26 protein-coding genes are annotated in these 26,979 nt (G+C 62.7%); 8 read left to right on the top strand and 18 right to left on the bottom strand.

What is annotated here, in order from left to right:
- Positions 1-14: 14 nt before the first annotated feature.
- The 3 genes from nagZ to RIG82_06530 are packed head-to-tail and all read left to right on the top strand — an operon-like array spanning position 15 to position 1,897.
- Entirely contained in the window at positions 15-1,151 is a 1,137-nt protein-coding gene (gene nagZ, locus RIG82_06540) for a beta-N-acetylhexosaminidase (protein MEQ9460590.1), read from the top strand.
- Between the two features lie 44 nt (positions 1,152-1,195).
- Entirely contained in the window at positions 1,196-1,483 is a 288-nt protein-coding gene (locus tag RIG82_06535; protein ID MEQ9460589.1) for a DUF1294 domain-containing protein, read from the top strand.
- 24 nt (positions 1,484-1,507) lie between these two features.
- Positions 1,508-1,897, top strand: coding sequence for a hypothetical protein (locus RIG82_06530; GenBank protein ID MEQ9460588.1), 390 nt, complete (start codon positions 1,508-1,510; stop codon positions 1,895-1,897).
- A 110-nt stretch (positions 1,898-2,007) separates the two neighbouring features.
- Here the strand turns inward: RIG82_06530 and RIG82_06525 are convergent, their stop codons facing one another.
- Complete coding sequence (locus RIG82_06525) at positions 2,008-3,045, bottom strand: DUF1611 domain-containing protein (GenBank protein MEQ9460587.1); 1,038 nt, start codon at positions 3,043-3,045, stop codon at positions 2,008-2,010.
- Positions 3,046-3,152: 107 nt separating this feature from the next.
- On the opposite strand from RIG82_06525, the gene RIG82_06520 reads away from it, so the two are divergent.
- Together RIG82_06520 and RIG82_06515 are read left to right on the top strand one after the other, a co-directional pair.
- Positions 3,153-4,061 carry an aminotransferase class IV gene (locus tag RIG82_06520; protein ID MEQ9460586.1) on the top strand — a complete coding sequence of 303 codons (909 nt, stop codon included), beginning with the start codon at positions 3,153-3,155 and terminating at the stop codon, positions 4,059-4,061.
- A 113-nt stretch (positions 4,062-4,174) separates the two neighbouring features.
- Positions 4,175-4,657: a prepilin-type N-terminal cleavage/methylation domain-containing protein gene (locus tag RIG82_06515; protein ID MEQ9460585.1), complete on the top strand. Its 483-nt coding sequence runs from the start codon at positions 4,175-4,177 to the stop codon at positions 4,655-4,657.
- 94 nt (positions 4,658-4,751) lie between these two features.
- Here the strand turns inward: RIG82_06515 and malQ are convergent, their stop codons facing one another.
- Both malQ and RIG82_06505 read right to left on the bottom strand, forming a co-directional pair.
- The gene (gene malQ / locus RIG82_06510) at positions 4,752-6,260 is read right to left on the bottom strand and encodes a 4-alpha-glucanotransferase (GenBank protein ID MEQ9460584.1); all 1,509 of its coding nucleotides are present in this window, start codon (positions 6,258-6,260) and stop codon (positions 4,752-4,754) included.
- A gap of 67 nt (positions 6,261-6,327) precedes the next feature.
- The gene (locus tag RIG82_06505; GenBank protein ID MEQ9460583.1) at positions 6,328-7,224 is read right to left on the bottom strand and encodes a fatty acid desaturase; all 897 of its coding nucleotides are present in this window, start codon (positions 7,222-7,224) and stop codon (positions 6,328-6,330) included.
- A gap of 259 nt (positions 7,225-7,483) precedes the next feature.
- Between RIG82_06505 and RIG82_06500 the strand changes: the two genes are divergently transcribed.
- Complete coding sequence (locus tag RIG82_06500) at positions 7,484-8,404, top strand: hypothetical protein (protein MEQ9460582.1); 921 nt, start codon at positions 7,484-7,486, stop codon at positions 8,402-8,404.
- Positions 8,405-8,430: 26 nt separating this feature from the next.
- On the opposite strand, the gene RIG82_06495 is transcribed toward RIG82_06500, so the two are convergent.
- The 6 genes from RIG82_06495 to RIG82_06470 form a co-directional block, all read right to left on the bottom strand.
- On the bottom strand, positions 8,431-9,459 hold the full coding sequence (locus tag RIG82_06495) for a hypothetical protein (GenBank protein MEQ9460581.1): 1,029 nt from the start codon (positions 9,457-9,459) through the stop codon (positions 8,431-8,433).
- Positions 9,460-9,679: 220 nt separating this feature from the next.
- Complete coding sequence (gene lpxI, locus RIG82_06490; protein MEQ9460580.1) at positions 9,680-10,702, bottom strand: UDP-2,3-diacylglucosamine diphosphatase LpxI; 1,023 nt, start codon at positions 10,700-10,702, stop codon at positions 9,680-9,682.
- A gap of 158 nt (positions 10,703-10,860) precedes the next feature.
- On the bottom strand, positions 10,861-11,481 hold the full coding sequence (gene lexA, locus RIG82_06485; GenBank protein MEQ9460579.1) for a transcriptional repressor LexA: 621 nt from the start codon (positions 11,479-11,481) through the stop codon (positions 10,861-10,863).
- Between the two features lie 655 nt (positions 11,482-12,136).
- The gene (locus RIG82_06480) at positions 12,137-13,573 is read right to left on the bottom strand and encodes a glycosyltransferase family 4 protein (GenBank protein ID MEQ9460578.1); all 1,437 of its coding nucleotides are present in this window, start codon (positions 13,571-13,573) and stop codon (positions 12,137-12,139) included.
- 247 nt (positions 13,574-13,820) lie between these two features.
- Positions 13,821-14,270 (bottom strand): hypothetical protein, encoded by a 450-nt coding sequence (locus RIG82_06475; GenBank protein ID MEQ9460577.1) that lies wholly within the window; start codon positions 14,268-14,270, stop codon positions 13,821-13,823.
- 65 nt (positions 14,271-14,335) lie between these two features.
- Positions 14,336-15,139: an RNA methyltransferase gene (locus RIG82_06470; protein ID MEQ9460576.1), complete on the bottom strand. Its 804-nt coding sequence runs from the start codon at positions 15,137-15,139 to the stop codon at positions 14,336-14,338.
- A 49-nt stretch (positions 15,140-15,188) separates the two neighbouring features.
- On the opposite strand from RIG82_06470, the gene RIG82_06465 reads away from it, so the two are divergent.
- Entirely contained in the window at positions 15,189-15,593 is a 405-nt protein-coding gene (locus RIG82_06465) for a hypothetical protein (GenBank protein MEQ9460575.1), read from the top strand.
- Between the two features lie 110 nt (positions 15,594-15,703).
- Here the strand turns inward: RIG82_06465 and RIG82_06460 are convergent, their stop codons facing one another.
- On the bottom strand, positions 15,704-16,204 hold the full coding sequence (locus RIG82_06460) for a hypothetical protein (protein ID MEQ9460574.1): 501 nt from the start codon (positions 16,202-16,204) through the stop codon (positions 15,704-15,706).
- Positions 16,205-16,275: 71 nt separating this feature from the next.
- Positions 16,276-17,064, bottom strand: a complete 789-nt coding sequence (locus RIG82_06455) for a hypothetical protein (GenBank protein ID MEQ9460573.1) — start codon at positions 17,062-17,064, stop codon at positions 16,276-16,278.
- Between the two features lie 127 nt (positions 17,065-17,191).
- On the opposite strand from RIG82_06455, the gene RIG82_06450 reads away from it, so the two are divergent.
- Positions 17,192-19,270 (top strand): hypothetical protein, encoded by a 2,079-nt coding sequence (locus RIG82_06450; protein ID MEQ9460572.1) that lies wholly within the window; start codon positions 17,192-17,194, stop codon positions 19,268-19,270.
- Here RIG82_06450 and RIG82_06445 read toward each other — a convergent pair.
- The 7 genes from RIG82_06445 to RIG82_06415 all read right to left on the bottom strand — a co-directional run bounded on the left by RIG82_06445 (position 19,267) and on the right by RIG82_06415 (position 26,977).
- Positions 19,267-20,529: a C40 family peptidase gene (locus tag RIG82_06445; GenBank protein MEQ9460571.1), complete on the bottom strand. Its 1,263-nt coding sequence runs from the start codon at positions 20,527-20,529 to the stop codon at positions 19,267-19,269. The two genes, RIG82_06450 and RIG82_06445, sit on opposite strands and share 4 nt — an antisense overlap.
- Positions 20,526-21,899 (bottom strand): aldehyde dehydrogenase family protein, encoded by a 1,374-nt coding sequence (locus RIG82_06440; GenBank protein ID MEQ9460570.1) that lies wholly within the window; start codon positions 21,897-21,899, stop codon positions 20,526-20,528. The genes RIG82_06445 and RIG82_06440 overlap by 4 nt, the downstream gene beginning before the upstream one ends.
- A 36-nt stretch (positions 21,900-21,935) precedes the next feature.
- On the bottom strand, positions 21,936-22,652 hold the full coding sequence (locus RIG82_06435) for a class I SAM-dependent methyltransferase (GenBank protein MEQ9460569.1): 717 nt from the start codon (positions 22,650-22,652) through the stop codon (positions 21,936-21,938).
- Positions 22,653-22,657: 5 nt separating this feature from the next.
- Positions 22,658-23,917 carry a DUF3419 family protein gene (locus RIG82_06430; protein MEQ9460568.1) on the bottom strand — a complete coding sequence of 420 codons (1,260 nt, stop codon included), beginning with the start codon at positions 23,915-23,917 and terminating at the stop codon, positions 22,658-22,660.
- Positions 23,918-24,040: 123 nt separating this feature from the next.
- A complete protein-coding gene (locus RIG82_06425) occupies positions 24,041-24,604 on the bottom strand; it encodes a DUF5698 domain-containing protein (protein ID MEQ9460567.1) in 564 nt (187 codons plus the stop codon).
- 52 nt (positions 24,605-24,656) lie between these two features.
- Entirely contained in the window at positions 24,657-25,589 is a 933-nt protein-coding gene (locus tag RIG82_06420; protein ID MEQ9460566.1) for a metal ABC transporter permease, read from the bottom strand.
- Positions 25,586-26,977, bottom strand: a complete 1,392-nt coding sequence (locus RIG82_06415; protein MEQ9460565.1) for an iron chelate uptake ABC transporter family permease subunit — start codon at positions 26,975-26,977, stop codon at positions 25,586-25,588. Before RIG82_06415 ends, RIG82_06420 begins: the two co-directional genes overlap by 4 nt.
- Between the last annotated feature and the right edge of the window lie 2 nt (positions 26,978-26,979).

Here is a 26,979-nt window from a genome sequence, read left to right as displayed (position 1 = left end):
TGAGGAGATGAGCTATGGCGTCGGACCTGGAGCGGTTGGTTGCGCGGCTTTTTTGCGTGGGGTTTCCATCAACGGAGCCGAGCGAGGGGGTGCTGGGTCTGATTGATCGCGGGGTGGGTGGTGTGGTGATGTTCGCACGGAATGTCGGCTCCCCCCCGCAGGTGGCTGCTTTGTCCCGGGTGCTTAAGACCAGGGCGGGTGATCGGCCTTTGATTCTTGGGGTGGATCAGGAGGGGGGTCGAGTGCAGCGGTTGCGGGAGGGGTTTACGGACATGCCGCCTATGCGGGCGCTGGGTTCGATTGGTGATGCTGAGTTGGCACGGCGGGCTGGTGCGGTGCTGGGTGCGGAGTGCCGGGCGGTGGGGTTTGATCTGGATTTTGCGCCGGACCTGGACGTGGACTCGAATCCGGACAATCCGATTATTGCGACGCGGTCGCTGGGTCGTGAGGCGGGGGTGGTGGCGCGGCTGGGGGTGGAGGTGTCGCGGGGGATTGAGTCGGCGGGGGTGGCGTCGTGTGGGAAGCATTTCCCTGGTCACGGGGACACGCATCAGGATTCGCATCTGATGCTGCCGAGGCTTGGGCATGCGATGGATCGGCTGGATGCGGTGGAGCTGGTGCCGTTCGTGGCGGCGGCGGAGGCAAGAATCGCGTCGATCATGACGGCGCACATTGTGTTCGAGGCGCTGGACGATGAGGTGCCGGCGACGATGAGTCGGGCGGTGCTGACGGGGATTTTGCGGGAGCGGCTGGGCTATGACGGGGTGGTGATCTCGGATGATCTGGAGATGAAGGCGATCGCGAGCACGTACTCGGTGCCGGAGGCGGCGGTGCGGACGATCGAGGCGGGGGTGGATTTGCTGCTTTGCTGTCACACGCATGCGCTGGCGCACGAGTCGATTGATGCGGTGGTGCATGCGGTTGAGACGGGGTGGCTGCCTAAGGCGCGGGTGGCGGAGGCGAACCGGCGGCTGGATGCGTTGTGCGAGCGGTTTGTAAAGGGTGCGGATGAGGCGGGTGATCTGAGCTGCCTGGCGTCGGCGGAGCACCTGGCGGTGGTGGATGAGATCAAGCGGCGTGCTGAGGCAGCAGCACTCGAGGCGGGGATCGACCCGACCGAGATCATGGCCTCCATCGTCAAACCCACCTAACCCCCCCCCCCCCCGCATCCAAGGCAGGGTTTCGAGAGACTGTGATGCCGATTGAAGCTCGGGTTTATCTGGTGGTGGTGGGTGTATTGGGGGTGGTGGTGTTTGTGTTGTATGCGTTGGACAAGCGTGCGGCGGTGAAGGGGAGGGCGCGGACGACTGAGGGTACGTTGCATCTGTTGGAGCTGATGGGGGGTTGGGTTGGGGCGATGATTGCGCGGCGGTTGCTGCGGCACAAGAGTCGGAAGGTGTCGTTTCGGGTTGTGTCGTGGTTGATTGTGGTGGCGCATGTGGGTTTGATGGTGGGGTGGTGGTGGATGCGTTATGGTCGTTGAGTGATTTTTTGGAAGGTGTATTCGATGGCTGAGTCGAAGGGTCAGGGTTTGAAGGTGTTGCTGGTGGTGGTGTTGCTGGCGGTGGCGGCGGGTGTGTGGATGATGAACTCGGGGGAGCGTGATGCGCGGACGGAGTACAACCGGATCGTGCAGAACCTCGTGAATGCAGGGGAGTATGAGGAGGCTTATAACCAGCTTCGGGCGATGATTGATGAGGAGCGTGTGGGGACGATCGCGGCGGAGGTGCGTGAGGCGGCGGGTGAGAGTGCGTTGCGGGCGGCGGAGGCGATGGAGGCGGGTTTGGATGAGACGCGGGTGTGGCTGGAGCGGGCGTATGAGTTGACGCCTGAGAAGTTGAGTGGGTTGCAGAGGAGGTTGATAGGTGCCCCCGAGGGTGGGGGGGAGACGCGCTGAAGCGCGGCGTATACGGAGGTGTGGAGTTGGCGTCAGGTGGCGGGGGAAGGGGACGGTTGAAGGTGGTCGGGCACACGTTGCTGCGCAAAGTGTGGCACCCGAGGTGGGGGTTACTTTCCGATTTCGGATTTGTGGTTGAGGGTGGCGTCGGCGAGAGGGTCGGCGTTGTGTCGGATGACGTCGGTGGCGGGGAGTTGGAAGTGGTCGGCGACGCGGTTGATTTCGTCTTTGGCCTGGGCGTCGTTGAGGGTTCGGGTGTTGACGCCTACGCCGATGACCTGGCAGGGGTGGAGTTGTGAGGCGAGGTCTTCGTAGAGTTTTTTGTAGGTATCGAGGGATTTGAGTTGGATGTGGTCGAGGCCTTTGACGTGGGTTCGTTTGGCTTCGTAGCAGAGGATGAGGGCGTCGGGTCGGCAGCCGTGGAGGAGTCCGAGGGTGACGGAGGAGTAGGCGGGGTGGAGGATGGAGCCTTGTCCTTCGACGATGATGATGTCGTGGTGCTGGTTGCGGAGGACGAGTTTTTCGGCGGCGCCGTTGATGAAGTCGGCGATGACGGTGTCGATGGGTGTGCCGTCACCTTCGACCATGATGCCGGTCTGTCCGGTGGCGACGAACTTGGCGTCTTCGCCACGGGCTTTGAGGTTGTTGGTGAGTTCGACGGAGACGATCATTTTTCCGACGGAGCAGTCCTGGCCGACGGTGTGGAGTCGGTAGCAGGTTTCGTCGAGGCCTTTGGCTTCGGCGACTTCGTGTTCGTGGTTTTTGCGGACGTCCCAGAGGTGGGCACCGGCGTGCTCGGCGGCGGCGGCGATTTCGGGGTCATCGGAGAGGTATTCGTGGAGTCCGGAGATGATGGTCATGCCGCGTTCGGCTGCTTCGAGGAGGTGGTGGCGCATGGCTGGGGGTAGTTTCCCGCCGTGGACGCCGATGCCGATGATCAGGGTGTCGGCTTTGGGTTCTTCGGAGATGGAGGCGATGACGGGGGTGATTCCGCCTACGCCGAGGAGTTCGCCGGCGGTTTTACCGGCTTGGGTCGAGTCGAGCACGGCGAGGACTTCGTCCTGGGCGTAGCGGAGGACGGAGTAGGCGGTTTTGGCGTAGTAGACGGAGGAATGGCCTTCGGTGAGGACGATGATTCGGCGGGACACGTGGTGCTCCAGGTTGGGCGTTGGTTGCGGGGCTCGACCGCGGGGGCGGAGGTTCATATTATGGATCTTCTAGTTTGCCTGCAGGGTTGTTTGAGGGAAGGTCAGAGATGGTTCAGGAAGCCTTGACGCTGGATCGTGAGCCGACGTTTTATCTCAACGGGTCTTATGTGACGCGTGCCGAGGCGGTGCTGCCTGTTGAGGAGCGTGGGGGGTTGTTTGGGGAGGGTGTTTACGAGGTGGTGCGGGTGTACAACGGGGTGGGCTACGAGTTGGAGGGTCATCTTGAGCGGATGCACCAGTCGTTGCGGGGGATTGGGGTGGTGGATGAGGGGGTGCACGCTGAGGTCGAGAAGTTGCGGGGGGTGTCTGCGGAGTTGCTGCGGGTGCATGGGTTGAGCGAGGCATTGGTGTATTGGCAGGTGACGCGGGGGGTGTCACGGCCGAGGTCGTTTGTGTTCAAGGCGGGGAATCCGGCGACGGTGATGGCGATGGTGTATCCGGTGCAGGCGATTGATCCTGCGGCGGCTCCGGTGGAGACGACGGCGATGCTGGCGGTGGATGAGCGGTGGGCGAACTGCTGGATCAAGTCGACGATGCTGCTGCCGAATAATCTTGCGTACAACCGAGCGTTGGAGGCGGGTTATGGGGCGGCGGTGATGCACCGGGATGGAGTGGTGACGGAGGCGACGAGTGCGAACTTCTTTGTGGTCAAGGATGGGGTGTTGTGGACGCATCCGGATAACGGTCGGATTCTCAACGGGATCACGCGGCAGGTGCTGATTCGGCTGGCGGGTGGTTTGGGGATCGAGGTGCGGGAGTCCTTGTACGGGTTGGATGTGCTGGCTGTGGCGGATGAGGCGTTTCTGGCTGGGACGACGACGCATGTGACGGCGGTCACGGCGATCGACGGCCGAGCGGTGGGCGATGGCGGGGTGGGCCCGGTGTCGCGGCGGTTGCACGGGGCATTGATGGGTGATGTGGCGGCGGTTTGCGGGATGGCTTCGGCGGTGGGTTGATAGGTTTTATTCTGTGATTTGCTCCTGATTATTTAGGCTGGTTCAGGCCAGCCTGCTATTCATGTTGTGCTCCTGTTGGTCGATATGGCTTTAGACCTATCAGGAGCTTGCTGATGCGATTTACTGGTTTTACGTTGATCGAGATTCTGATTGTGGTGGTCATTCTGGGGATCCTGGCGGCGGTGGTGGTCCCGCAGTTTTCGGACGCTTCGGAGGAAGCTCGGGTGGCGGCGTCGGCGACGAATGTTCGTGCGGTGGTGGATCAGATAGCGATGTATTACGCGCGGCACGGGGTGTATCCGGAGTTGATTGACGGGGACTGGTTTGTGAATGATCTGACGAGTCCGATTGGTCAGGGGCTGCCGGAGACGGTGGGTTATGACGCGTCGAACAATGCGAACAAGTGGCACACGACGGCGAAGGGTGTTCCGCCTGAGGGGATCCCGGCGAGTTGGGGCGGGATTTACTGGTACAATCCGCTGAACGGGTCGTTTCGGGCGCGGGTGCCTGAGCAGGCGACGGATCAGGAGACGATTGATCTGTATAACCGTGTGAACAACACGGGGGTGACGTCGTTGGGGCAGATCACGCCTTGATGGCGCTTGTGTTTCGAGAGGAGAAAGCCTGGCTTGGTGCTTTCACACAGCACGTCTTTGGCGTGCAGTGTGCCACCCGTTGGGGCTTGATTTCTTAGGCGAGTCGTCCGGTGGCTTTGAGGAGGGGGTTGATTTGTTTGGCGAGGGTGGTGGTGAGTGCTTTGGGGTGGAGTCGCCAGGTCCAGTTGCCGCGTTTTTTGCCGGGGATGTTCATACGGTGTTCTGAGCCGAGGCTCAGGAGGTCCTGAGGGGGGATGATGGCGATGTTGGCGGGCGAGGTGAGGGTGAGTCGGGTGAGATCCTGTGCGACGGTGGCGGGTGATCCGGCGGCGTAGGTGAGGATGCGTTTTTGGACGTGGGACTCGGCGTTGCGGAAGAAGCCGACGAGGGTGTCGTTGTCGTGGGTGCCGGAGTAGGCGACGGAGTGTTTGAGGTGGTTGTGGGGTGCGTGTTGGGCGTTGTCTTCGCCGAAGCCGAACTGGGTGACGGACATGCCGGGGAAGCCCATGGCGTCGCGGAGTTCGATGGCATGGTCGGTGACGACGCCCAGGTCTTCGGCGATGACGTTCATGGGTCCGAGTTGTTCGATGAGTGAGGCGAAGAAGGCGGCACCGGGGCCTTTGCGGTAGCTGCCATCGCGGGCGTCCCGGGTGGAGGCGGGGATGGCCCAGTTGCGGCAGAATCCGAGGAAGTGGTCAATGCGGACGGCGTCGAACTGTTGGAGTGCTCGGCGCATGCGCTGGGCCCACCAGGCGTGGTTGGTTTTGGCGTGGTTTTTCCAGTTGTAGAGGGGGTGGTCCCAGATCTGGCCGGTGGCGGAGAACATGTCGGGGGGTACGCCTGAGATGGCGTTGGGTTCTCCGTGGCGGTCGAGGTCGAAGAGTCTGCGGTTGGCCCAGACGTCGGCGGCGTCCATGCCGACGAAGATGGGGACGTCGCCTATGAGGGCGATGCCGGCGTCACGGCAGACCGCGCGGAGGAGGGACCACTGGCATTCGAAGAGGTACTGGACGAAGACGTGGAAGCCGGTTTCGGGGGCGAGTTCTTTGCGGGCATCGGTGAGGGCGTGTTTGTGGCGGAGCCGGAGGGCCTGGGGCCACTGGTGCCAAGGCTTGTTGTGTTGGGTTGAGCGGATGGCTTCGTGGAGCGCCCAGTCTTCGAGCCAGTGTTGGTGTTCAGCGCAGAAGGCGTGGAAGTCTTCAGCGGGTTCGAAGCGTTGGTAGGCGGTTCGGAGGAGTTTTCGGCGAATCTTCTGGGCGGCGGTGAAGTTGGCGGTGTGTTCGGGGAGTTTGTCGAACTCGGCGAGTTCGCGGCGTTTGAGGAGGCCGGGTTCGATGAGTTGTTCGAGGGAGATGAGGGCTTCCCACCCGGCGAAGGCGGAGATGGATTCGTAGGGTGAGTTGTCGGCGGAGGCGGGTGTGATGGGGAGCATCTGCCACCAGCGGAAGCCGGCGCGTTCGAGCCAGTCGACGAAGAGGAAGGCGGGTTTGCCGAGGTCGCCGGTGCCGTAGTGCCCGCCTAGGGAGGTGGCGTGGAGGAGGACGCCAGCGGAGCGTGTGTTGAGGGTTGGGAGGGGTTTGGAAGAATCGGTCATGGAGGGCACAAGATAGCGGGTGAACAAAAAAGCCGCCCGTTTGGGCGGCTTGAGGCGGGTCGTTGGAGGTGTTGGGTCAGTGGGTGTGCGGGACGTTGGATCGTTTGACGTCCCATGCGAGTCCGGTGAACTCGAGGGCGTGGATGACCCAGTTGGTGGGATCGATCTCGAACCATCGCATGCCGTGTTGAGCGGAGCGTGGCTCGGCGTGGTGGTTGTTGTGCCAGCCTTCGCCGAAGGAGAGGATGGCGACCCACCAGAGGTTGGTGGAGTGTTCTTTGGTTTTGAAGTTGCGGTAGCCCCAGGTGTGGGTGGCGGAGTTGACGAACCAGGTGATGTGCCAGACCCAGACGGTCCGGAGGGCAACGCCATAGACGAACCATGATGCGGCGAGTTCCCATCCGCCGAGGGCGTATCCGATTCCGACGAGGAGGGCGGCGATGATGACCTGGGGCAGGACGAACCAGCGGTCGAAGACGCGTTGGCCGGGATCACGCTGGAGGTCTTTGGCGAAGTCGTCGGCTTTCATGCCTTCGGGTTCGCGGAAGAGGGTCCAGAACATGTGGGACCAGGTGAAGCCGTGCTGTGGGGTGTGGGGATCGCCCTCTTCATCGGAGTGTTTGTGGTGGATGCGGTGGGTGCCGACCCACTGGGTGGGTCGTCCCTGCCAGGCGGCGCAGGCACAGAAGGTGAGGGCGTATTCGAGCCATTTGGGGCAGGTAAAGGATCGGTGGGTGAGGAGTCGGTGGTAGCAGAGCGTGACGCCGAGTCCGCCGGTGATGTACCAAAAGACGATCATCAGGGCGAAGCCGGACCAGGTAAAGGTCCAGGGCGCGGCGAGTGCGACGAGGTGGAGGAAGGTGAGTCCGACGATGACGGGCCAGTCGAGTCCGCCTCGGAGTGAGGGGTGGTTGGATCGACTGGCGCTCCAGGGGAGACGCAGGCTGGGGAAACGCTTGAGGAGATATTCCATCGTTTGTCTGTGTTCCAGTTGTGGTTGGGGGTCCGTGCCTCGTTGGGCGACCGAGTGTGGACTCGGTTGCTTGACGATCAAGCCACGGTATCGTCTGCGAGCGTTCGGTTGTGTGAGGGGCGATGTGGCTGCCCGACCGGGACTGCCCGATCTTGGGCATATTCTATCGGAACATCGGCGTGAAGGCTCGTCGGACTGGGGAAATAAAGAGAGGTTCGTCCCGCGAATGAGTCGAAAGGTGGTTGACCGAGGTTCAAAGTTGATTTTAAGCGTCCCAGAGGGTTTTCGGCTGGGGCGTGCGGTGTGCTCGTATGGGTATTTTTTGTTGGCTCCGAATCATTGGGACCCGACTACACGGTCGTTTTCGACCGTGCTGACGCTGGCCGGGGGGCCGTTGGGTGTGCGGCTGACGCAGGCGAAGGCGGGCGGGAGGGTGTCGGTGCGTGGGCACCGTGAGGTTGATGCGGAAGAACGAGTGGAGGCGAAGTGGCAACTGGGTCGGATGTTGCGGCTGGAAGAGGACCTGCGGGGTTGGTGGAAGCTCAACAAGGTCGCGCGTCGTCGGGGGTTTGGGCGTGTGTTTCGGTCGGCGACGCTTTGGGAGGACATTGTGAAGACGATCACGGGGTGCAACACGACGTGGGGGAGCACGATCCGGATGAATCGGTTGATGACGGAGGAGGTTGGGGGTGGAGCGTTTCCGACGGCGGAGGCGGTGGTGTCGTTCGGGACGAGGCGGCTGAAGACGCGGTGCAAGGTGGGGTATCGGGCGGAGCGGATTGTCGGGGTGGCTCGGGGGATGCTTGATGGGACAGTGGACGCAGCGTGGTACGAGGACCCGTCGCGGGAGGAAGGTGAGGTGATTGACGAGCTGCGGACGATCAACGGGATCGGGCCGTATGCGGCGGCGAACATCGCGCAGCTGCTGGGGTTTTATGATCGGCTGCCGATCGACAGCGAGACGTATCGACACTTCTGTCTGGTGAAGGGGATGGAGCGTCCGGCGAATGTGAAGTCGCTGGACTCGCTGATCGAGGCGTACTACGAGCCGATGAGGCCTTATCGTTTTCTGGCGTACTGGTTTGAGTTGTGGACTGACTATGAGCGTCGGGTCGGTCCGGCGGAGGGTTGGGAGCGAGATCGCGACGGGGCGAAGTTTACGGCGGCGCTGCTGAAGTAAGGCGGGGTTTGTGTTGTCGGCTGCCCTTACCGCCTGCGGGTGAGGGCGAGGCTGGCGAGGGTGAGGGACGCAAAGCTTGCGGGTTCGGGGATGCTGGTGGTGAAGCTGGAACCGGGCTCTGCGAAGGTGAGGAACAGTGGCAGACCGGGAGTCGAGGGCGGCGGGGCTGCGGAGCTGTCGGTATCGGCGAGGTTGTATCCGGTGAGTGTGAGTTTGTTGACGGGCTCGGAGAGTTCGATGACCTGACCGGGCGCGAGGTTGAGCTGGCCGAGGATCGGGTCGTTGAACATCAAGAGGTTGTCACTATCCGAAAAGGATGCGGGGAGTCCGATGCGTGTGATGCCTGAGTCAGAGGAGATGCTGATGTTGAGACCGGGGGTGGCGATCACGTCATACCAGGCCCCGAGGTCGTCGGTTACTGAGACAAATGAGCGGGACGCTTCGTCCGAGTTGACGGGCGTTTGAGGGGCGGAGGGGTTGACGGCGGTGTTACGGACGAGCACGAGGAAGGCTCTTTGTGATGCGCCGTTGATGGCGCCGTCGGTGCGCCAGATGGAGCCGGTCTGAACGGTGTGATTGTAGTTCTCATCGACGCGGACGGTGTAGCCGAGCAGGTTGAGGTTGGAGTCCCAAGGTTCGGGCGTGAGGGTGGAAGAGAGGTAGACGGCGGTTCGCTCGAACCGGCTAACGGTGAACTCGTATGTATGCCCCATGAATGTGTGGAGGGTGTCGATGGCGGTGTAGGCGGCGAGCGAGCTGTTGATTCCCGGGGCGACGCCGACGGCTGCGAGTAAGGAGCGGACTTCGGCGTCGGTGGCGGGTCGGTAGCCGGGGGGCGTGGGCGGGATCCAGGGGTAGGTGCCCGGATAGTTATTGGGGTAGAGCCAGTGTCCGGGGAACTCGCCACGAGAGAATCTGGAGTGGAGGTATTCGAGGCCGGTCTCGGTGTCGAGGACACGTGTGCCGTCGCCGAGGATGCCTGCCGATGTTGGTGATGTTGTGCATGTGGCTACCACGAGCCACAGAGCGAGGAGCGCGGCGTATCGATGTGACATAACATTTCTCTCGATCCGAGTTATCGACGTTGAATCCAAACAGCTCTATTGTGCATTTAAGCAGATAAACCGACAATTTCAAAGAATATATTAGAGTTATCCACACAGATAGTAATCTGGGTAAACCATAAAGCTGCTTTTTAGGCTGAGGCCCGGAGTTGGCTGAACGCCAGCTGAGATGTGTCAAGAAGCTTGGGATGGGGCGAAGTTTACGGCGGCGCTACTTCGTTGAAGGGTGGGGTTCTGAGTCGGCTATATGTTCGTCGTCATCGGATGCGTCCTGGTCGTCATCGTGTTCCTGGTCGAGGGCGTGTGCGTTGGGGCTGAGGTCATCGGGAAGATCAGGGAGGTCTTCGGTGGGGAGTGCGTACTTGGCGAGGGTTTCGATGGGGAGTTTGGTGCCTTCGACGGGTTCGATGCCGACGATGGCGATGCCGGCTTCATCGGCGGCTTCGATGACGTCCTGTTTGTCGATCATGATGACGTTGCCGGCGGTGATGACGAGGCAGGAGCCTTTGGCGTAGCGGAGGTTGCGGATGGTGGAGACGCCAATGGTGGGAACGTCGAATCGGAGGTCTTTGGAGGGTTTGGCACCTTTGACGAGGATCCACCCGCCTGCGCGGCAGAGCATGCCGGCGCGTTTGATCATGCGGTCGGTGCCTTCGATGGCTTCGACGGCGATGACGTCGCGTTCTTTGATGGCGAGGGCCTGGCCGATGTCGAGGTCGTTCATGCGCGCGAGGATGGGGATGGCGAAGTCGATGTCGGCCTGCTGATCGGCGGTGGGCTGGGTTTTGGTCATGGTGCCCAGCTCGGCGAGGTGATTTTTGATGAAGGTGGTGGTGTCGATGAGCTCGACTCCGTTGTCTCGGAGCTCGTCGGCGATGGCGGCGAGCATCTGTTGTGATCGTTTGTCGTTACGGAGTACACGATACCAGAGGCGGATAGCGCGGCTATCGGGGAGGTTAGAGACGATGCGTAAGGGCTGGTACATGCGGGTTTTGCGCACGTAGCCGACCATGATGGCTTTTTCGACGTCCCAGCGTCGCATGAGTTTGAGCCAGCGGTTGAGACGGACGACGCCAGCGGTCTCGAAGTGGTCGCAGTAGTCGGGGAGTTCGGGGTCGAACTGGCCGGTGAAGCCGACGCAGGCGACTTTCCGGCCGGAGGCGCGGATACCCTGAGCCTCGATGATCGGGAGGCGTCCCCCGCCTGCGAGGAGTCCGATGGGGCGGTCGGTCATAGGCAGGAGATGATAGGAGATGTGGGGTGGCGAGGGGTGCGGGTCTGGGGGGGTGACGGGCAGAGGTGCTGGCTGGCCGTTGAAGTTATGAGAGGCTGGGCTCTGCAGGCTAGCGGTGTGGCTCGTGTCGTGATCGAGTTGTTGAAGTAAGGGGGGAGTCAGTAGGCTCGGACGACGCCGATGACGACGCCTTGGATCTGGACTCGGCCGGCGTCGACGATGAGGGGCTGGTATTTGTCGTTGGCGGGTTGGAGTCGGATTTTGCCGTTGGGCTCGTGGTACATCTTTTTGAGGGTGGCTTCGCCTGAGTCGAGGAGGGCGACGACGGTCTGGCCGGATCGTGCGGCGTTGCGTTTTTCGCAGATGACGTAGTCGCCTTCGGCGATGTGTTCGTCGATCATGGAGTCGCCACGGACCTTGAGGACGTAGGTTCCTGCGGGGGCACCGGGTGGTGTGAAGAGGGATTCGAGGTCGAGGTGTTCACGTTCTTCGACGGCTTCGATGGGGAAGCCGGCGGCGATGGTGCCGACGAGGGGAAGTTTGAGTCCGGAGGATTCGTCGGGGAGGTCGACGTCATCCGTTAACTCCAAAGAGCGCGCCTTGTTGGGCTGCCGCTGCAAGGCTCCCTTCTTGATGAGGGCTTCGACGTGTTCGAAGACGGTGACTTTGCTGACGCCCAGCTCGTCGGCGAGTTCCTGCATCGTTGGCGAGTAGCCTCGCGCCAAGCGAAGGTCGCGGATTCGGCTGAGGATGTGGAGTTGTTTGGGCGTGAGGTTCATGGTGAGGCTCCGTGTTGGGCAGGAGGTTTCGCTGCCGGTGGTGCGGGTTGTCCGCGTCCCAGGTGAGGAGGTTTCTAAAGCGGTGGAGTGATGCGGAAGCGACGGCGAGTCGGTTCATCTGTTCGGTGAGCCACGCTGAGGCGGCGGCGAGGAGGGTGACTTCCTCGAAGGAGTCGTTGAGGGTGTAGGCGGGGGCGGCCTGGCCCGAGGGCTCGAAGGTGTCGTGAGGGCGGCTGCGAAGGGCGGGTTTGGGGGCAAGGGTCTGGCGTCGGCGGTTCGGGGTTTGGTAGCCAGACTGATGGCCGTCGCCCTCGGAGGCGGTGTGGCTTCCGGAGGAGGGGACGAGGCGGCCGTTGTCGCGGGCGTTCCAGGCGGTGGTGTAGTCTCCGCCTGGGCCGAGCATGAGGATTGGAGCGTTCATAGGTGTATCCCATCTTGCGATGACCGGTGGGTGAATCCCCAAGATGTTGGGGTATCCGGTCTCTGCTGACTCCGATTTCGACGGGTGTTGGCGGGTCTCTTGAACTTCTATCGTCTTTTCTGTTTGGGTTACGTTACCCAAATCGACGCCGAACGTCAAGTGCGATTGTAAAGGCAACAAACCCGCCGAGTTAGCGGGTGTTCGGGTGTTGGGATGAGCTGAACAGCCCGTGGTTTATCGGGCGGAGTGTGAACCGGCGTCAGGCTTTGGGCTTGGCGTGGCGGGTTCTGCGATGCCGGTAAGGTCGGTGTAGAGGCTGGCGCATTTCTGGGCGGCACCATCCCATGTGAGCTGTCGGACCTCGATGGTGGCGTGATGTCTGAGGGTGGTGGCGAGGGGTGGGTGCTTGAGGACGGCGATGATCTTGTTGGCCATCTCGTCGGTGTCCCAGAAGTCGACCTTGAGGACGTGGGTGAGGACTTCGGAGACGCCGGAGGTCTTGGAGATGATGACGGGGACATCGTGGGAGATGGCTTCGAGGGTGGCGATGCCAAAGGGCTCGGAGACCGAGGGCATGACGTAGACGGAGGCCATCTGGAAGATCTTGTCGACTTCGGGTCCGCGGAGGAAGCCGGTGAAGAGGCATCGGTGGCCAATGCCGAGTTCTGCGGAGAGTTCGATGAGGTCGCGGACTTTGTCGCCTGTGCCGGCGACAACGAATCGGACGCCGTCCATGACGTCGAGGACACGTTTGGCGGCGCGGACGAAGTATTCCGGGCCTTTTTGCATGGTGACGCGGCCAAGGAAGAGGACGATTTTCTCGTTGCTCTGGATGGCGTCACGCTGAGGGTCGGGTTGCTCGGGCGGTTTGCCGTTGTTGTCGATACCGTTGTAGACGACTTTGATTTTGGAGGCGGGGACGCCGTAGCGGTGTTCGAGGATGGATTTTGTGAGGTGTGAGACGGCGATGACTTGGGAGGCGGCATGGACGCCGGCGCGTTCGAGGTCGTAGATGCCCTGGTGGATGTTGTCGCCAGAGCGGTCGAACTCGGTGGAGTGGACGTGGGCGATCATGGGCTTGCCGGTTTTGGCGGCGATGGCCTGTGCGGCGAGGAAGGTAAGCCAGTCGTGGGCGTGGATGACGTCGAAGTCGCCTTGGGCGGCGAGATCGAGGCAGAGGTCGGCGTAGCGGTGGGCTTCGGCGACGATGTCGCCGTGGTAGGTCGCGGCTGCGGCGAGTTTTTGCTGGGCCTGCGGGTCCGGGGTGCCATCGGGGTTGGTCGGGGGTGGGGTGGCGGCGGGGTGGAGGAAGCCGACGCCTTCGCGGGGGCCATCGTAGAACTGGTGTCCCTGGGGGTAGGGCGAGTTGATGCGGGAGGGGACGGCCTTGAAGGTGACGTGTTCGAGTTCGGGAGCGGGGTTTTGCTCGACTTTGGGTGAGGTGAAGGTCGAGGCGACCGATTCGGGGGCTCGGTCGCCTTGGGCGGCCTTGCGGTTTTGCGGGGTCAGGAGGCGGACGTGCTCGGTGTATTCGTCATCGACGGTTTTGGGCAGAACGAACGTGATCTCGTGGTTCTGGCGCGAGAGGGCGCGCGTGAGGCCGTAGCAGGCGGTTCCGAGACCACCGGTGATGTATGGCGGGAACTCCCATCCCAGCATCAGGACACGCATCGCGACGGATTCCTCTTGGGTGCCCAGGGGGCGATTGGATCGAGCAGGCTGCGCAGGACCCGGTTTTCGGTTGGGGGGTGGGTCGGCGAGCTGGAACGAAGGAGCTCGTGCGGCCTAAAAGCTGCCCGCTGACCGGATCGTGGTGAAGGATAACAGGACGGACGGGGCTGTCCAACGCGGGGGTGTGCGTGATCTGCGGGATTCGGGGTAGGTAGGGAAGTCCCGGAAGGTGAGGCTGCGGTGGGGTTTATTCGTCGTCGTCGGCTTCCATGTCCCCGAGTTGGCGAAAGGCGGCTTCCCAGCCGAGGAGGGTTTTGGCGAAGGTCTGGGCGTCGGGGAAGTCGGGGCAGGTGGCGCGGAAGACGTAGCGTTTGTCGTCATCGCGGAAGTGGTCGAGTCTGAAGCGGTGGGGGACATCGAGTTCGACGAGTTCTTCTTCAATGAGTTCGGCGAGGTCGTCGCCTGTGTGCATGAGGTCGGCTTCGATGGATTCGGAGAGCCAGCGGTCGGTGGTGTACCAGCCGAGTACGATTTTGCCATCGGGGGTGGCCTCGGCGATGTAAAAGGCGTCGGCTTCGGGGCCGTCGGCTTTGGCGGTGAGGGTGTTGTTGTCGAAGGAGATCGCGGCGAAGCGGCCGGAGTCCTTGAGGGTGGGGGCGGCGGAGGCGAGGAGTTCAGCGGCGGTGGTGGTGGTCATGGGGAGGGTCTCCTGTGGGGAGATTAGTTTAGGCGGGATGGGATGTGGCGTCGCGGGTCGCGCGACTAAAGCGTGCGACGGGCGGCCTCGGCCATGAAGAGGGCGGCGGCGGTGGAGGCGTTGAGGGAGTCGACAGTGGCGTAGTTCATGGGGATGCGGACGCGCTTGCCGCGGGCGTTGTCGACGGCGGCGAGGGTCTCGGGGGTGAGGCCGGTGTCTTCGGGGCCGATGAGGATGGCGATGGGTGAGGTGTAGGTGGCTTTGCGGTAGTCGGTGGACGCCATGACTTCGGCGGCCAGGACTCGACCGGAGGGTCGGCGTTGGGGCAGGGCGCGCAGCCAGGTGTGGAGGTCATCGAGGGATCGGGAGAGGATCGGGAGGGTGAAGACGGCGCCGGTGGAGGTGCGGATGGCGTTGGGGTTGAAGGGGTCGACGGTGTCGCCGGCGGCGAGGATGAGGTCGAAGTTGAAGGCGGCGGCGGTGCGGGCCATGGCGCCGAGGTTGCCGGGCTTGGCGGTGCCGACGGCGACGAGGATGCGCGGGGCGGTATCGAGGAGGGAGTCGGGCCAAGCGGGTCGCTTGACGATGGCGAGGAGACCTTCGGGTTCATCGTGGTAGGTGAGTTTTTTGAGCAGGTTGTCGGGGAGGATGGCGCAGTCGGTGTCGGGGTGGAGGCTGGGGAGTTGCTGAAGCAGGGATTCGTCGGAGATCAGGAGGGTTTCGACGGTGAGGTGGGCGTCGAGGGCGCGGGCGATCTCGCGGGCGCCTTCGGCGAGGAAGACGTTTTCTTTCCGCTGGCGCGCGGGCTTGCGGAGGAGGGCGGTGCGTTTGAGGAGGGGGTTGGTTGGGGAGGTGATTGGGCGGGGCATGGGGGTAGGATAGAGATTGTTCGTCTTACCCTCAGAGGAATTGGTGATCATGGCTAAGCTGACGACGAGTGCGCCGGTGCTGCTGGTTCGGGATGTGGTGGCTTCGGCGAACTACTTTCGGGACTGTTGCGGGTTCAAGTATGAGCGTTTCTGGGGTGACCCGCCTGATTTCTGCATGGTGTGGAGGGATGGGTTGTGCATCATGCTCCGGCAGACTGATCAGCACGACAAGATCGTGGCGAACTGGACAGTGGAGGACAAGCTGTGGGACATCTACTTCTGGGTGGATGATGCGGACGCGTTGCACGATGAGTTTGTGAAGGCGGGCGCGACGATTGATTACGGGCCGTGCGATCAGCCGTACGGTTGTCGAGAGTTCGGGATACAGGACCTGGACAACCACGACATCGCGTTCGGTCACGATGTGGATGAGCATCCGACGCGGGATGGGTGAGGTTGTTTGCTCTGGTGATGCTGGTCCTCAGAACACTTTGACTGACCTTCGGCGTGTCAAAGTGTGGCACCCGCGTTTTTGCACTCGTTTTCCAGTGAACTGGCCTTGAATCACACCTTCTCGTGTGCCTGCTTGAGGGTGTCTTTGAGGATTGCATCGAGCCAGGGTTGGTCGGCGGACCAGGCGAGGCCTTGTTTGAGTTCGGTATCGGAGAGGGAAGTGAGGCGGTGGTCGTTTTTGTCGAGGGAGGCGGCGATGGCGAGGTAGTAGAGGGTGACGGCGAGTTCGCGGGGTAGGACGGTGTCGAGTCGGTTCATCAGGGCTTTGGCGAAGCGTTTGACGAGGTCGAGGAGTTCGGTTGGGGGGTGTGGGTGGGTGAGGAGGTCCTGGAAGGTTTCGATGGGGGGTTCGGCTTTGATGGCGACGCCACGGGCTTTGGCGGAGGAGGAGGGGTCGAACTCGGAGAGATCCAGGAGCAGGGGGCTGGTGAGCTGGTGTTTGAAGATGGTGGCGAGGTCGGCGGTTCCCCAGCCGTGCCCGCCTGTGGGGTCGAGGGCGATGATGTCGGCCAGCCTGGTTGGGTTGGTGGTGAAGTCCATGTTTTCGAGCATGTCCTCTGCCCTGGCCCTTCTGTGTTAAGAGATGAATCGGCTAATTCGGCTGTAACTATGGAGTGTTTACGCTAGGAATCGTCGGGTTCTGCGCTGGCGAGGATTTCGCGGAGGTCGTTGATCTCGTTTTCGATCTCGTCTTCGGAGGTGGCGTATTCCCCTATGACCTCGCGGAGTTGGCGGACGAACATTCGTTTGGCGGTGATCAGCGCGTTGGAGGCCTGCATGGGGGTGCGGAAGTTGAACTGCTTGACGAGGGCGTCGTACTCGATGGGCTCGACGCCTTCGAGGGTGGGCCGGAGGATGCGGAGTTCGAGGATGCCCCAGAGGTCGGGGCGGTCGGTGTCCTGGCATTGTTCTCGGACGCGGTCGATGGTCTGGCGGAGGATGACGCGGGCCCACTCGATATCGAAGGAGCGGACGTGGTCATCGGGGACAGCGCCGAGGTGCTCGGCACCTTCATCGTCGATGGAGCGGATCCCGCCTGCGCCGGTGGTGCCTTTCTGGCCGGCGGGGCCGGGTGAGCGTTTGGCGGCGTTTTCGGCGCGTTTGACGGAGATCACGTAGTTGCTCAGGGCGGTGAGCATGAGGGTGCGGAACTTGCCGCGGGTCTGGTCGGCTTTGGCCAGGAGGTTGCGTTCGATGACCTTGTCGGCGATGAAGCCCTGGAGCAGTTCGTCGGCCTCGTCGGAGCGGAAGCGTTTGCGGTAGATGAGGTGGGAGCGGAGCGCGGGGAGGTAGCTGGTGAGGAGTCGGTTGAGCGCCTCCCGGGCGTGATCGCCAGCGCCGGAGGCTTCGCCGATGAGCGTCCACTGGGTGGCGGGGAACTCGGCTCGTGTGGTAGTGGTTTTGCGGGCCATGCGGGGGTCTCCCTCGACGGTGATATCGTAACAGAGGGGGCGGCGGGACCGGAAGAAAGGGTGAACTGGTGGGGATGGGGGGCGTAGGATGGGGGTCGGTCGGTTGGTTTTATGCAGGAGACTGCTGATGAGTGATCAGGGTGTAGCGGAGGTGTCGGAATCAGGCGCAGTGGAGCTGAAGCCGGTGCGTCGCAAGCGGCGGGTGTGGGTCTGGGTGGTGGGGGGGATGCTGGCCGTGGTGATGTTGTTGGTGTTGTTCGTGTCGCTGCTGCCGACGATGTTGAGTTCGTCGATGGTGCGTGGGGTGGTGGTGGATGCTGTCAATGGCGAGATACCGGGGCGTATGGCGGTGCAGTCGTGGTCGATGGGGTGGTGGACAGCTCCAAGGATGGAAGGGTTTGAGTTGATGGATGAGCGGGGGCAGCGGGTGTTGACCTTGGATCGTTTTGAGGCGGTTGATGTGACGCTGGTGTCATTGCTGATGGGCGGGCTGGACTTTGGGGTGGTGGAGGTTGTGTCGCCTGTGGCGGAGATCGAACGCTTTGCGGATGGCTCGACGAATTTGGAGCGAGCGCTGGGGGTGTCGTCGTCTGGATCGAGTGGCGGGGTTGGCGGGACGGGGTCGGGGTCGGGTGGCTCGATGGTTGGGTTGCCCTATGGGTTGCGGGTAGAGGTGAAGGTAACGGGGGCGGAGTTGAGGGTAGTTGACCCGGTGGTGGGTGATGTGGCGACGAGTTTTGAGATGACGTTTGAGGCTAGGACGCTGGATGATCTGCTGGTTTCGGTGCTTGCTACCGTTGCGCATGGAGGCCATGAAGGCAGGCTGTTTACTTCGTGGCAGGCCAGTGCATGGGTAGCTCCCGATGGGATGTTGACCTTGGAGACAGGAGAGATTCAGGGACAGGCGAAGCTAGAGGATCTGCCTTCGGCTCTGATTGACGCAATCGCCGGTCGGCCGTTGGGGACGGAGTTATTTGGGGAGGTCATTGAGTTGGCTGGTGGGGGTTCCTGGCATGAGCAGCAGGGTCAGTTGATGGGATGGATTCTCAGTGACCGGGTTCAGGTGGATGTGGCGTCTGAATACAAGGATGGGGTGTTGACGGTCGCCGATGGGACATCGCGGGGCGGGAAGGCGTTGAACTGGACGCTGCGGCCTGCGGGGTTGGCGTTGTTGCAGGAAGGGGTTGAGGGGGCGGCGACCATTGATCGTCCGGTGACGCTGACGGTGAATGTCGAGGGAGGAGAGGTGGCGGAGGATGGGACGGGGTCGTTGCGGCTGCGGGTGCTGGCTACGCCTGTGGTGGTGACGCACGCTTCGCTCGCAGAACCGCTGTCGATGGAAGGTCTGGTGGTGAATGTCGAGGCTTTGGGTACCTCCGCGGAGGATGCGATGGTGCGTGTGGACATCCCGGCACCGGTGATGAAGATGGGTGGGCGTTTGCTGCCGTTGGGTGACTCGGCGTTGGTCGCGCGGTTGTCGGGTCAGACATTGGTGCTGGAAGATGCGACGGGTGTCCAGTTCACGTCCGGTGGTCGTGTCGGTTTGAGTGGGACGATCGGTGTGATGGATGCGTTGATGCCGGCGGACCTGGATGTGGTGGTGGAGGCGCTGTCGCTTCGGCCCTTGCTGGTGGCTTATCTCGGACCGGAGAACTTTGTGTCGAACACAGCGGGGGTGCTGGATGCGGCGGTGGCGTTTGATGGGCCGCTTATGGAGGCGATGACCCAGGCGGGCGGGGGCGGGACGGTCAGAGTGCGGGAGGGGAATTTAGCGCCGCTACCGGTGTTGTCGGAGGTGCTGGGGTTTGCGCTCGAGTCGCCTTTGGACCTGAATGCGATCACGGGCGGGAATAAGCTGCAGGATGCGGCGGACGTGGCGTTTACGCTGGAGGGCAACCGGGTGCGGCTAGGCGATGTACAGATTGATACGTCGCTGGCGGTGGTAGAGGGGCATGGGACGGTGGGGTTTGATCAGACGCTGGACACGGTGGTGAGCGTGAAGCTCAAGGCGCAGGATAAGTTGGGTCAGAAGGTTGATGACGAGATCGGCCGGGTGGCGGATCGGGTTGGCGGTGAGTTGGGTGGGCTGCTGGGGGACCTCGGGCGTCGGGTGCGTCGTGAGGTGCAGGAGGAAGTAACAGATCGGCTGTTGACGTTTGAGGTCAAGGGCTCGGTGGAGGCGCCGGTGATCGGCAGATCTCGTTAGCGGAACAGTCTTTTCGCGAAGCAGAAGGCTTTGTCGCGGCGCTCGTTGTAGTTGTCATCTTTTGGATCGATGGAGGTGATCTGGACGCCGCCGCCTGCGGACTCGATGTACTGGCCGTCGCCGAGGTAGATGCCGACGTGGTTGATCCGTCCGCGAGAGCCTAGGAAGAGCATGAGGTCGCCGCGGCGGATGTTATCGCGGTGCCAGCGGGTGCCGGAGAGAGAGCCCATCGTGCCCTGCATGTCGGCGTCGCGGGGCAGCAGGACGCCCTGAGAGCGGTGGGTGATCTGGACGAAGCCGGAGCAGTCGAGACCATCGGCGGCGATGCCGCCCCAGACGTAGGGGACGCCGAGGAGTTGGTGGGCGACGGTGATGGTGGCTTCGGAGCGGGGGTCGGGCAGGTTGGGATGGATGTCGATGGCGTCGAAGGGGAGAAGGGTCTGTGAGCCATCGGGGAGTTCGACGCGGACGTGGTCGGCGGACTGAGCGACGATGGGCAGCGAGATGCCGAGGCTCAAGGGAATGTCGTTGACCTTGATACTGGTGTGCAGCACGGCCTGATCCCGTGACCGCCAACCATTGAATCGTTCGGCATCGACGCGGACCAGGTTGTCGGCGGCGATGTAGCCGGTGTAGCCATCGGGTCCGTGAACAAGGTAGTGGTTGTTGTCGGCGGGCGATAGAAGGTAGAGCGGGTCGCCGAGGACGGTCTGGGTGATGGTCTCGCGGGGTTCAGTGGGGGCGGAGTAGATGAAGGCCTGATGGGTGTTGAGAATGGCGAAGCGTTGCTCGCCGAGAGAGGCTGCGGGCAGGAGCTCGACCTGGTTGTCGATCTTCTCGAAGCCCATATAGCGGAAGTATTTTTCGATGCTCTCATGGTGTTCTTCGTATTCGGCCTGACCGTTGATGGTGAGGGTGGCGGTCTGGGGGTCCCAGGTGGCTTTGGCGTCGAAGAAGAACAAGCGGTTGTCGCCGACGAACTTGAGTTTGAAGAGGTCGATGTAGGCGTCGAGCCGGGCGGGGTTGCCGATGAGGCTAGGTTCGACGACGGCGATGGCGCGTTCGTAGATGCGCTGCTCGCGGGACTTGCCGTCGGTTGAGCCGACGACCACGCCGCGGCGGATCTCGCCGGTGGTGACGTTCTCTTCATCGACATCGACTTCGGGGGTGAGGGCATTGGATGCGTCGGTGGGGCTTGTCATGGAACCAATCCAGATCGAGAGGAAGAGGGTCAGGAACAGCGTGGGTGTGTGGGTCATATCAATCGGCTCACTACGCGGGTCTGGGCGAACTGTCGATGCCCTTCTCGAGAAGAGTGGAAACCATAGCTTGATTGCCGGGCTCCGACCCAGGGGCAGCCGTGGGCGCTGCCGACGGACTTGTTGATGCCGACCATACCCACCTTGAGTCGGGCGGCGATGGTTTCGGCGTGTTCGGGCTCGCCGAAGACGGCGGCGCCAAGGCCGAGGTCAGAATCGTTGGCGAGTTGGATGGCTTGCTCGTCGTCATTAAACGATCGTACGGCGGCAACTGGCCCGAAGGTTTCGATGCGGGCGAGGTCCATCTCGTGGGTGAAGTCGGCGATGACGACGGGCTGGAGGGTGTTGCCTTGGGTGGTGACGCCATGGAGGACTCGGGCCCCGCGGGCCTTGGCGTCGGCGATCTGGGCGAGGACATGGTCGCGCTGGCGGGCGTTGACCATGGGTCCGAGGGTGTGGTCGGGGTTGCGACCGTCGCCCGCGTGTGTGGCGACGGCGGCGCTGACAAGCTTGTCGAGGAAGGTATTGTAGAGGGTGTGGTGGACATAGATACGTTCGGTGCTCACGCAGGCCTGGCCGGCGTTAGCGAAGGAGCTTCGTGCGGCGAAGGCCACAGCATCGTCGATGTCGGCGTCATTGAGGACGATCAGTGGGTCTTTCGAGCCGAGCTCGAGGATGGCTCGTTTGATGCCCTGAGCGGCGGCGGCGAGGACTTTGCGGCCAGTCTCGCGCGAGCCGGTGAAGGCGATGAGGTCGATGTCGGCTTCAACCAGAGCCTTACCCTGATCGTCGGCACCCTGCACGGTTTGAAGAACATTGGCGGGGAGCAATCCGTCGAAGAGGCTGGCGTAGAACGCTCCGCACAGCGGGGTTTCTTCGGAGGGCTTGAGGATGACGGCGTTGCCAGCGACCAGCGCGGGGATGAGGAGCCAGTGGGGCATCATCATCGGGTAGTTCCAGGGCGTGATCGCAGCGACGACGCCAAGCGGGTCCTGATGCTGAATCGAGCGGATGCCATCGGACTCGAAGTGCTCGGGCTGAAGCGCCTGAGTGATGGAGCGTAGTTCGGCGTTGAGGCCCTCGGTCATGGCGTCGATCTCGCCTTGAGCCTCGCGGAGGGTCTTACCCATTTCGGCGGTGATGAGGTTGGCGGCTTCATCCCGGCGGTCGCGCAGTCGGTCGGCGAGCGGGCGGAGCGCATCGGCACGGGCGTCGAGGTGGTGGGCCCCCCAGTCTTCCTGGGCTCGGCGGGCGCTGGCGACGATGCTCGTGATCTGATCCACAGGCGTGATCTCGACCTCACCGAGTTGTTGACCGTTGGCGGGGTCGTAGGACGCGAGCGTGAGGCGGCGAGTGGTCGCGGTGGTCATGGTGGCTCTCCCTGACTGTGCTTGCGAGACGCGCTCTTAGGGTTGAGTCGCGGGTGTCAATCGTGCGATGTAGGCGTAGCGGCCCATGATGGAGGTGAGGTCGAGTTGGAAGTCCTGAGTGTCGCCGAGTCGTTCGAGGTAGGCGAGCATCTCGGGGCGGTGGTGGACGTGGAAGAGGTGTAGCCAGCGGGTCAGGGCCCAGCGGAAGGGGGCGGGCAGGGCCTGCTGGTCCCAGAAGTCGACGGCGTAGAGGCTGCGTCCCGGCGCGAGATGGTGCAGGGCCGCGTCGATGGATTCCTTCCAGGGCGGGATCATCGACAGCGAGTAGGAAAAGAAGGGCACGTCAAAGGGCTTATCCAGTCCGAAGTGGGCTGCGTCGAGTTCCTGAGCGAGGCCCTGGCGGACGGTGATGCGATCGGCGAGGCCCGCGGCCTGGATGCGGGTGCGTGCGGTTTCGAGCATCTGATCGGAGGCGTCGATACCAAAGAGCGTGATGTCGGGGCGCATTTTCGCGAGCTTGATGAGGTTGCGCGCGGTGCCGCAGCCGATCTCGATGACGTTGTCGCCGGGGCGGGTGTCGAGGTCACGCAGGAGCTGGTCGCGGCCGAAGAGATAGAACTTGCGGGTGGCGTCGTAAACGTGCCGTGTGTAGCGGTACATCCGGTCCATCGACGCTGCCGGATCACCACCTGCCTGATGGGTCTGGTGGTCCAGCTTGGATGGCTGGTGGTTGGAGGGAGCTGCGTCGGTCACGGGGTTCAGGCCGTTTTCTCGTAGATGTGGAAGCCGCCGTAGATGGCCGAGCGGTCCTGCTTGAAGAGTTCGTCGGCTTCGTCGCGGTGAGCGGTGAAGCGAGCGAGCAACTCAGCGGGGAGTCCGTCTTCCAGGGGTGAGACGGAGGACGCGGTGCGGAAAACCACGCGGGCCCCGACGGGAGCGACGCGAGCGATCTCGGTCCAGAGTTCGGTAAGCACTTCCGGCGGCATCCAGTCCTGGGAATCGAGAAAGACGAAGCGGTCGAGGCCGCCAACGTCTTCGCGGTGGAGGCGTTCGGTGAGAGAGGTGACGTGGGTCTCGACACGAGGCGCCATAGCACGGACGGTCTCGAAGTTTTCGGCCTTGAGGTAGTCGGGGATGCCCTCGCGGTTCTCGCGGTCGTAGCGTCGTGAGACGGCCTGCCAGGCGAAGTAGTTGTCCTTGATCGGGAAGTCGCAGAGCAGTTTGCGGGCACGCTCGCGGTAGAGGTCGATGACCTGGCCGTCGCACTCTTTCATCATGGCGTCGTGCTGGTGAGGCGGGATGCCGAGTGAGAAGCCGACAAGTGGGACGCGGCCAAGGAACCGGACGACCTTGCGGTTGAAGAACGGGTCGATGTGCTCGTCGAAGTAGGCCTTCTGCTCCTCGACGGTCTTGAGCTCGAGGATGCGGGCCGGGTTCATGCGGGTGAAGTGGCTCAGGGCGTGGGTCACGCGCAGCAGCAGACCGAGTTTGGACTGGTTGTAGAAGTTCTTGCCGAAGTACTCGATCCTTGGCTTACGGAATGGGCCGGTGAGTTTCGGCCGTCGTTCCCAGTAGGCTCGGGTGCCGGGGTCGAGGTGGTGCTTGATGTGCTGGTGGTAGGCGGCGACGTTGGGCTTGGTGTCACCACAGCCGAAGAACTGGAAGAAGGCCGCGTGGTCCGGGAGGTGCTGAGCCGCCGCGAGTTTGAGGCGTGTCAAATACATGTGATGCCGGTTGAGATCGACAGCGACAATGCGAGCGGGCTTAGCGACAAGGTAGTTGAGGACGTTGCACCCGCCGGAGGAGATCTGGAGGATCTTCGACTCATCGGGGGTGATGCGGAGAGCCTGCAGATCGACGCGGGGGTCTTCCCAGATCTGGTTGTAGACAAACCCGCCAAACCAGGCGGTAAAGAGGCGTTCGTTGAGGCCCTTGCGCGAGAACAGCTTGCTCTGGTGAACGGCGGGTTTGAGGAAGGTTTTTGGCGCAGGCTCTGCGTAGGTGGCGGCTCGGGTCATCCGCGGCTCCAATGTGGGACAGGTGCCGTCCCAGGGCGGGCGCACGGATTGCGCCAGCGGACCGAGTATTCTAGTGGAATAGCCTGATCCGGCCAAACGAGGGGGCCTCTGGGGCTGCAGGCGTTATTTCCTCACTGCCCCCAGCCCAAACAGCCTGAATCGATGATGGTTGGCTTCTGAACCGGAGGGTGTGGCGGAGGCGTGTTCGGCGCGTTCGATGGACATCCAGGCGTCGGGGGTGATGCTGTAGACGAGTCTCTGGAAGGTTGGCAGCTCAGAGCGATTAACCAGGGAGAAGCCGATCTCGACGGGACCGTCCTTGCCGGTGCCCTCGACGCGAGTGACCCTGTAGCCGTGTTTCCTGAGTTCACGGCAGAGGTTGATGCTCGGTTCGCGGTTGATGATGCGAACCAGGCGGACGCCCAGAGCGATCCACTCCTCAATGTAGATACCCAGAACCGTGCCCGCTGCAAAGCCGCTGGCGTAGAACACAAGGATGATCGGGTTGGACAGGTTGGCGACGAGCCCGCCGATGGCCAGGGCCCAGATTGTGACCTCGACAAAACCGATGAAACCGGCAATCCATCGTCTGCCGGAGATGACCAAGATCATCCGGACGGTCCCGAGGGAGACGTCGGCGATGCGAGCAAAGAAGATTAGCAGCGGCAGGTACCAGGCAAATTCCATGACCTGTTTCTATCACCAAAGCGGCACGCCGTGTGGGACTGAGGGTGAATCCTTATCCGGTAGTCGGAAAGTCGGGGGTCCGGAGGCTCCGGTGGTTCTGGCGGAGTCTGCTGAGCAGTCCATCCGAGGGCGCCAAGACCCAGGCGGCGAGGAACAGAAGGCCCGCGGCGAGTGCCATCATGCCTGCTGTGGAAGTGCCCTCGAAGCCGAACCAGGTGGGGACGGTGAGGGCCATGACATGACCGAGCCACGCGCTGACGGCGGCGGTGATCAGGCTGATGATCAGCATCGCAGGAAGCGAACGGGTGAGCAGGAAGGCCGTGGCGGGGGGGACGATGAGCATCGCAATGACGATGATGCTGCCCACGGCCTCGAAGGACGCGACGGTCGTGATGGCGGTGAGGGTCATCAGCAGGTAGTGCATGGCTGTGGCGTTGACGCCCACGGTGGTCGCGAGTTCAGGGTCGAAGGCGCTCAGGCGTAGCTCCTTGAAGAGCAGGAGGACGACGGCCAGGTTGATGACCAGAACACTCGCCAGCACGGCGGCGGCACGGGGGATGTCGAAGCCAAAAATCGCAACCGTGTCAAGGGGTGTGAACTCGATGGCACCGTAGAGAACACAACCTGGGTCGAGATCGACCTTGTCGGCGGCCTGGACAAGAATCAGGAGCCCGATCGCAAAGAGCGTCGTAAACACCACGCCCATGGAGGCTCCACGATCAACCTGGCCGAACCGCGAGACCCACTGTGTGAACAGGGCGGTGAGCACGCCGACAATGGCCGCCCCGACGAACATCCCGAAGCTCGATCGGCTTCCGGAGACCAGGAAAGCAACAGCGAGTCCGGGGAGCACCGCGTGGCTGATGGCGTCGCCCATCATGCTCATCTGTCGGAGCAGCAGGAAACATCCGGGCAGCGCACACGCCATAGCGCAGAGCGCTCCGACGACCACGATCCAGGTATCGAGGGGCATCCACTCAATCATGGTGTGGCTCCCGCTGCGCTCAGGTCGTGCGGACTGGGCGGCACGGCGAGGGGCTGAATCGGACCGTCGAGATTGCTTTCGAGCTGCCTGACGATGTCCGGTCCCAGGACGTGCTCGACCATGTCGGCGTCACGATCAACGTGCGACGGCGCGATGTCGGCGTAGTGGATCAGGAAGAGCTCCCACAGGCGGTGGTTGCGGGTGATTCGGGCAGCTTCGCCGAAGCCCGACTCGGAGAGGCGGATGGTGCGCGGATCGAGTTGGTCAACGTGGTCTTCCCATAGCGCAGTGCGGAGAAGCCTGCGCAGTTCGCTGGGGGACCACGATCGGTACGTCTGGAGTTCTGCGACGGCGATCGGTGTGTTGTGCACGAGTTCGGTCTCGGGGTGTCGCCTGGACTCGAGTAGTTCGTAGGCGGCGCGCAGCAGGTGCTGGCGGCCGATTTTGCGTTTGACGTGCAGATGTCGGAGTCCACGGATCAGCACGCCTCGCGCTGGCCCGAAGGCCATGCTGAGGGCAAAGAGCCCTGCGGCGACAAGCACAATGACCGCTCCTGCGGGCATCCTTGGAGCAAGAGCACTCAGCGACGCACCGATCCAGCCGGAGGCGGCACCGATGAACCCCGCGATGAGTAGCATCCGTCGGAGATCATGCGTCCAGAAGCGTGCCGCGGCGGCGGGTGTGATCAGCAACGCGATCACCAGGATCAATCCGACCGCCTGGAGCCCGATGACGGTGACCGCGGCGACCAGAGCGAGCATCAGCATGTCGAGCGTGCGCACAGGCCAGCCTTGTGCGGCCGCATAGCCTTCATCGAACGCCAGCAGCGTGAACTCCTTGAGCATCAACAGACAGGCGATGAGCACGATGATGGCGACGACCGCAATCAGCGTGAAATCAGCCAGCACCATCGACGCGGTCTTGCCGTAGATAAACGATTCGAGACCAGCGGCGGAGCCCTCGGGCATGGCCTGAGCCATCCCAAGAATCGCGACGCCTGCGCCGAAGAACACCGACAGCACGATGCCCATCGCGGCGTCGTCCTTGAGGCGGGTCGTCTCACGGATGGCCAGCACCAATCCGACGCCGAGCACGCCGAAGATCGCGGCCCCGGCGAGCAGCAGCGGCAGATTCTTGCCCGATCCCCCAGCCACGACCATCAGCATGAAGGCGATCCCGATGCCGGGGAGTGTCGCGTGCGACAATGCATCGCCCATCAGCGAGCGTTCGCGCAGCAGGAGAAACGACCCGATGAAGCCGGAAGCGAGCCCGAGCATGGCAGTCGAGAGCACAACCAGTCGGGTGTTGTAATCCTCCAGCAGCAGGACGCGCAGAGCATCGGCGAGGCTGGCACCCTCCCCGGCGAGTTGTGTGAGCACGGTGGTCATGG

The sequence above is a fragment of the Phycisphaeraceae bacterium genome, assembly GCA_040222855.1.
Classification (GTDB): domain Bacteria; phylum Planctomycetota; class Phycisphaerae; order Phycisphaerales; family Phycisphaeraceae; genus Mucisphaera.
This window is presented reverse-complemented; position numbering and strand designations above follow the sequence as displayed.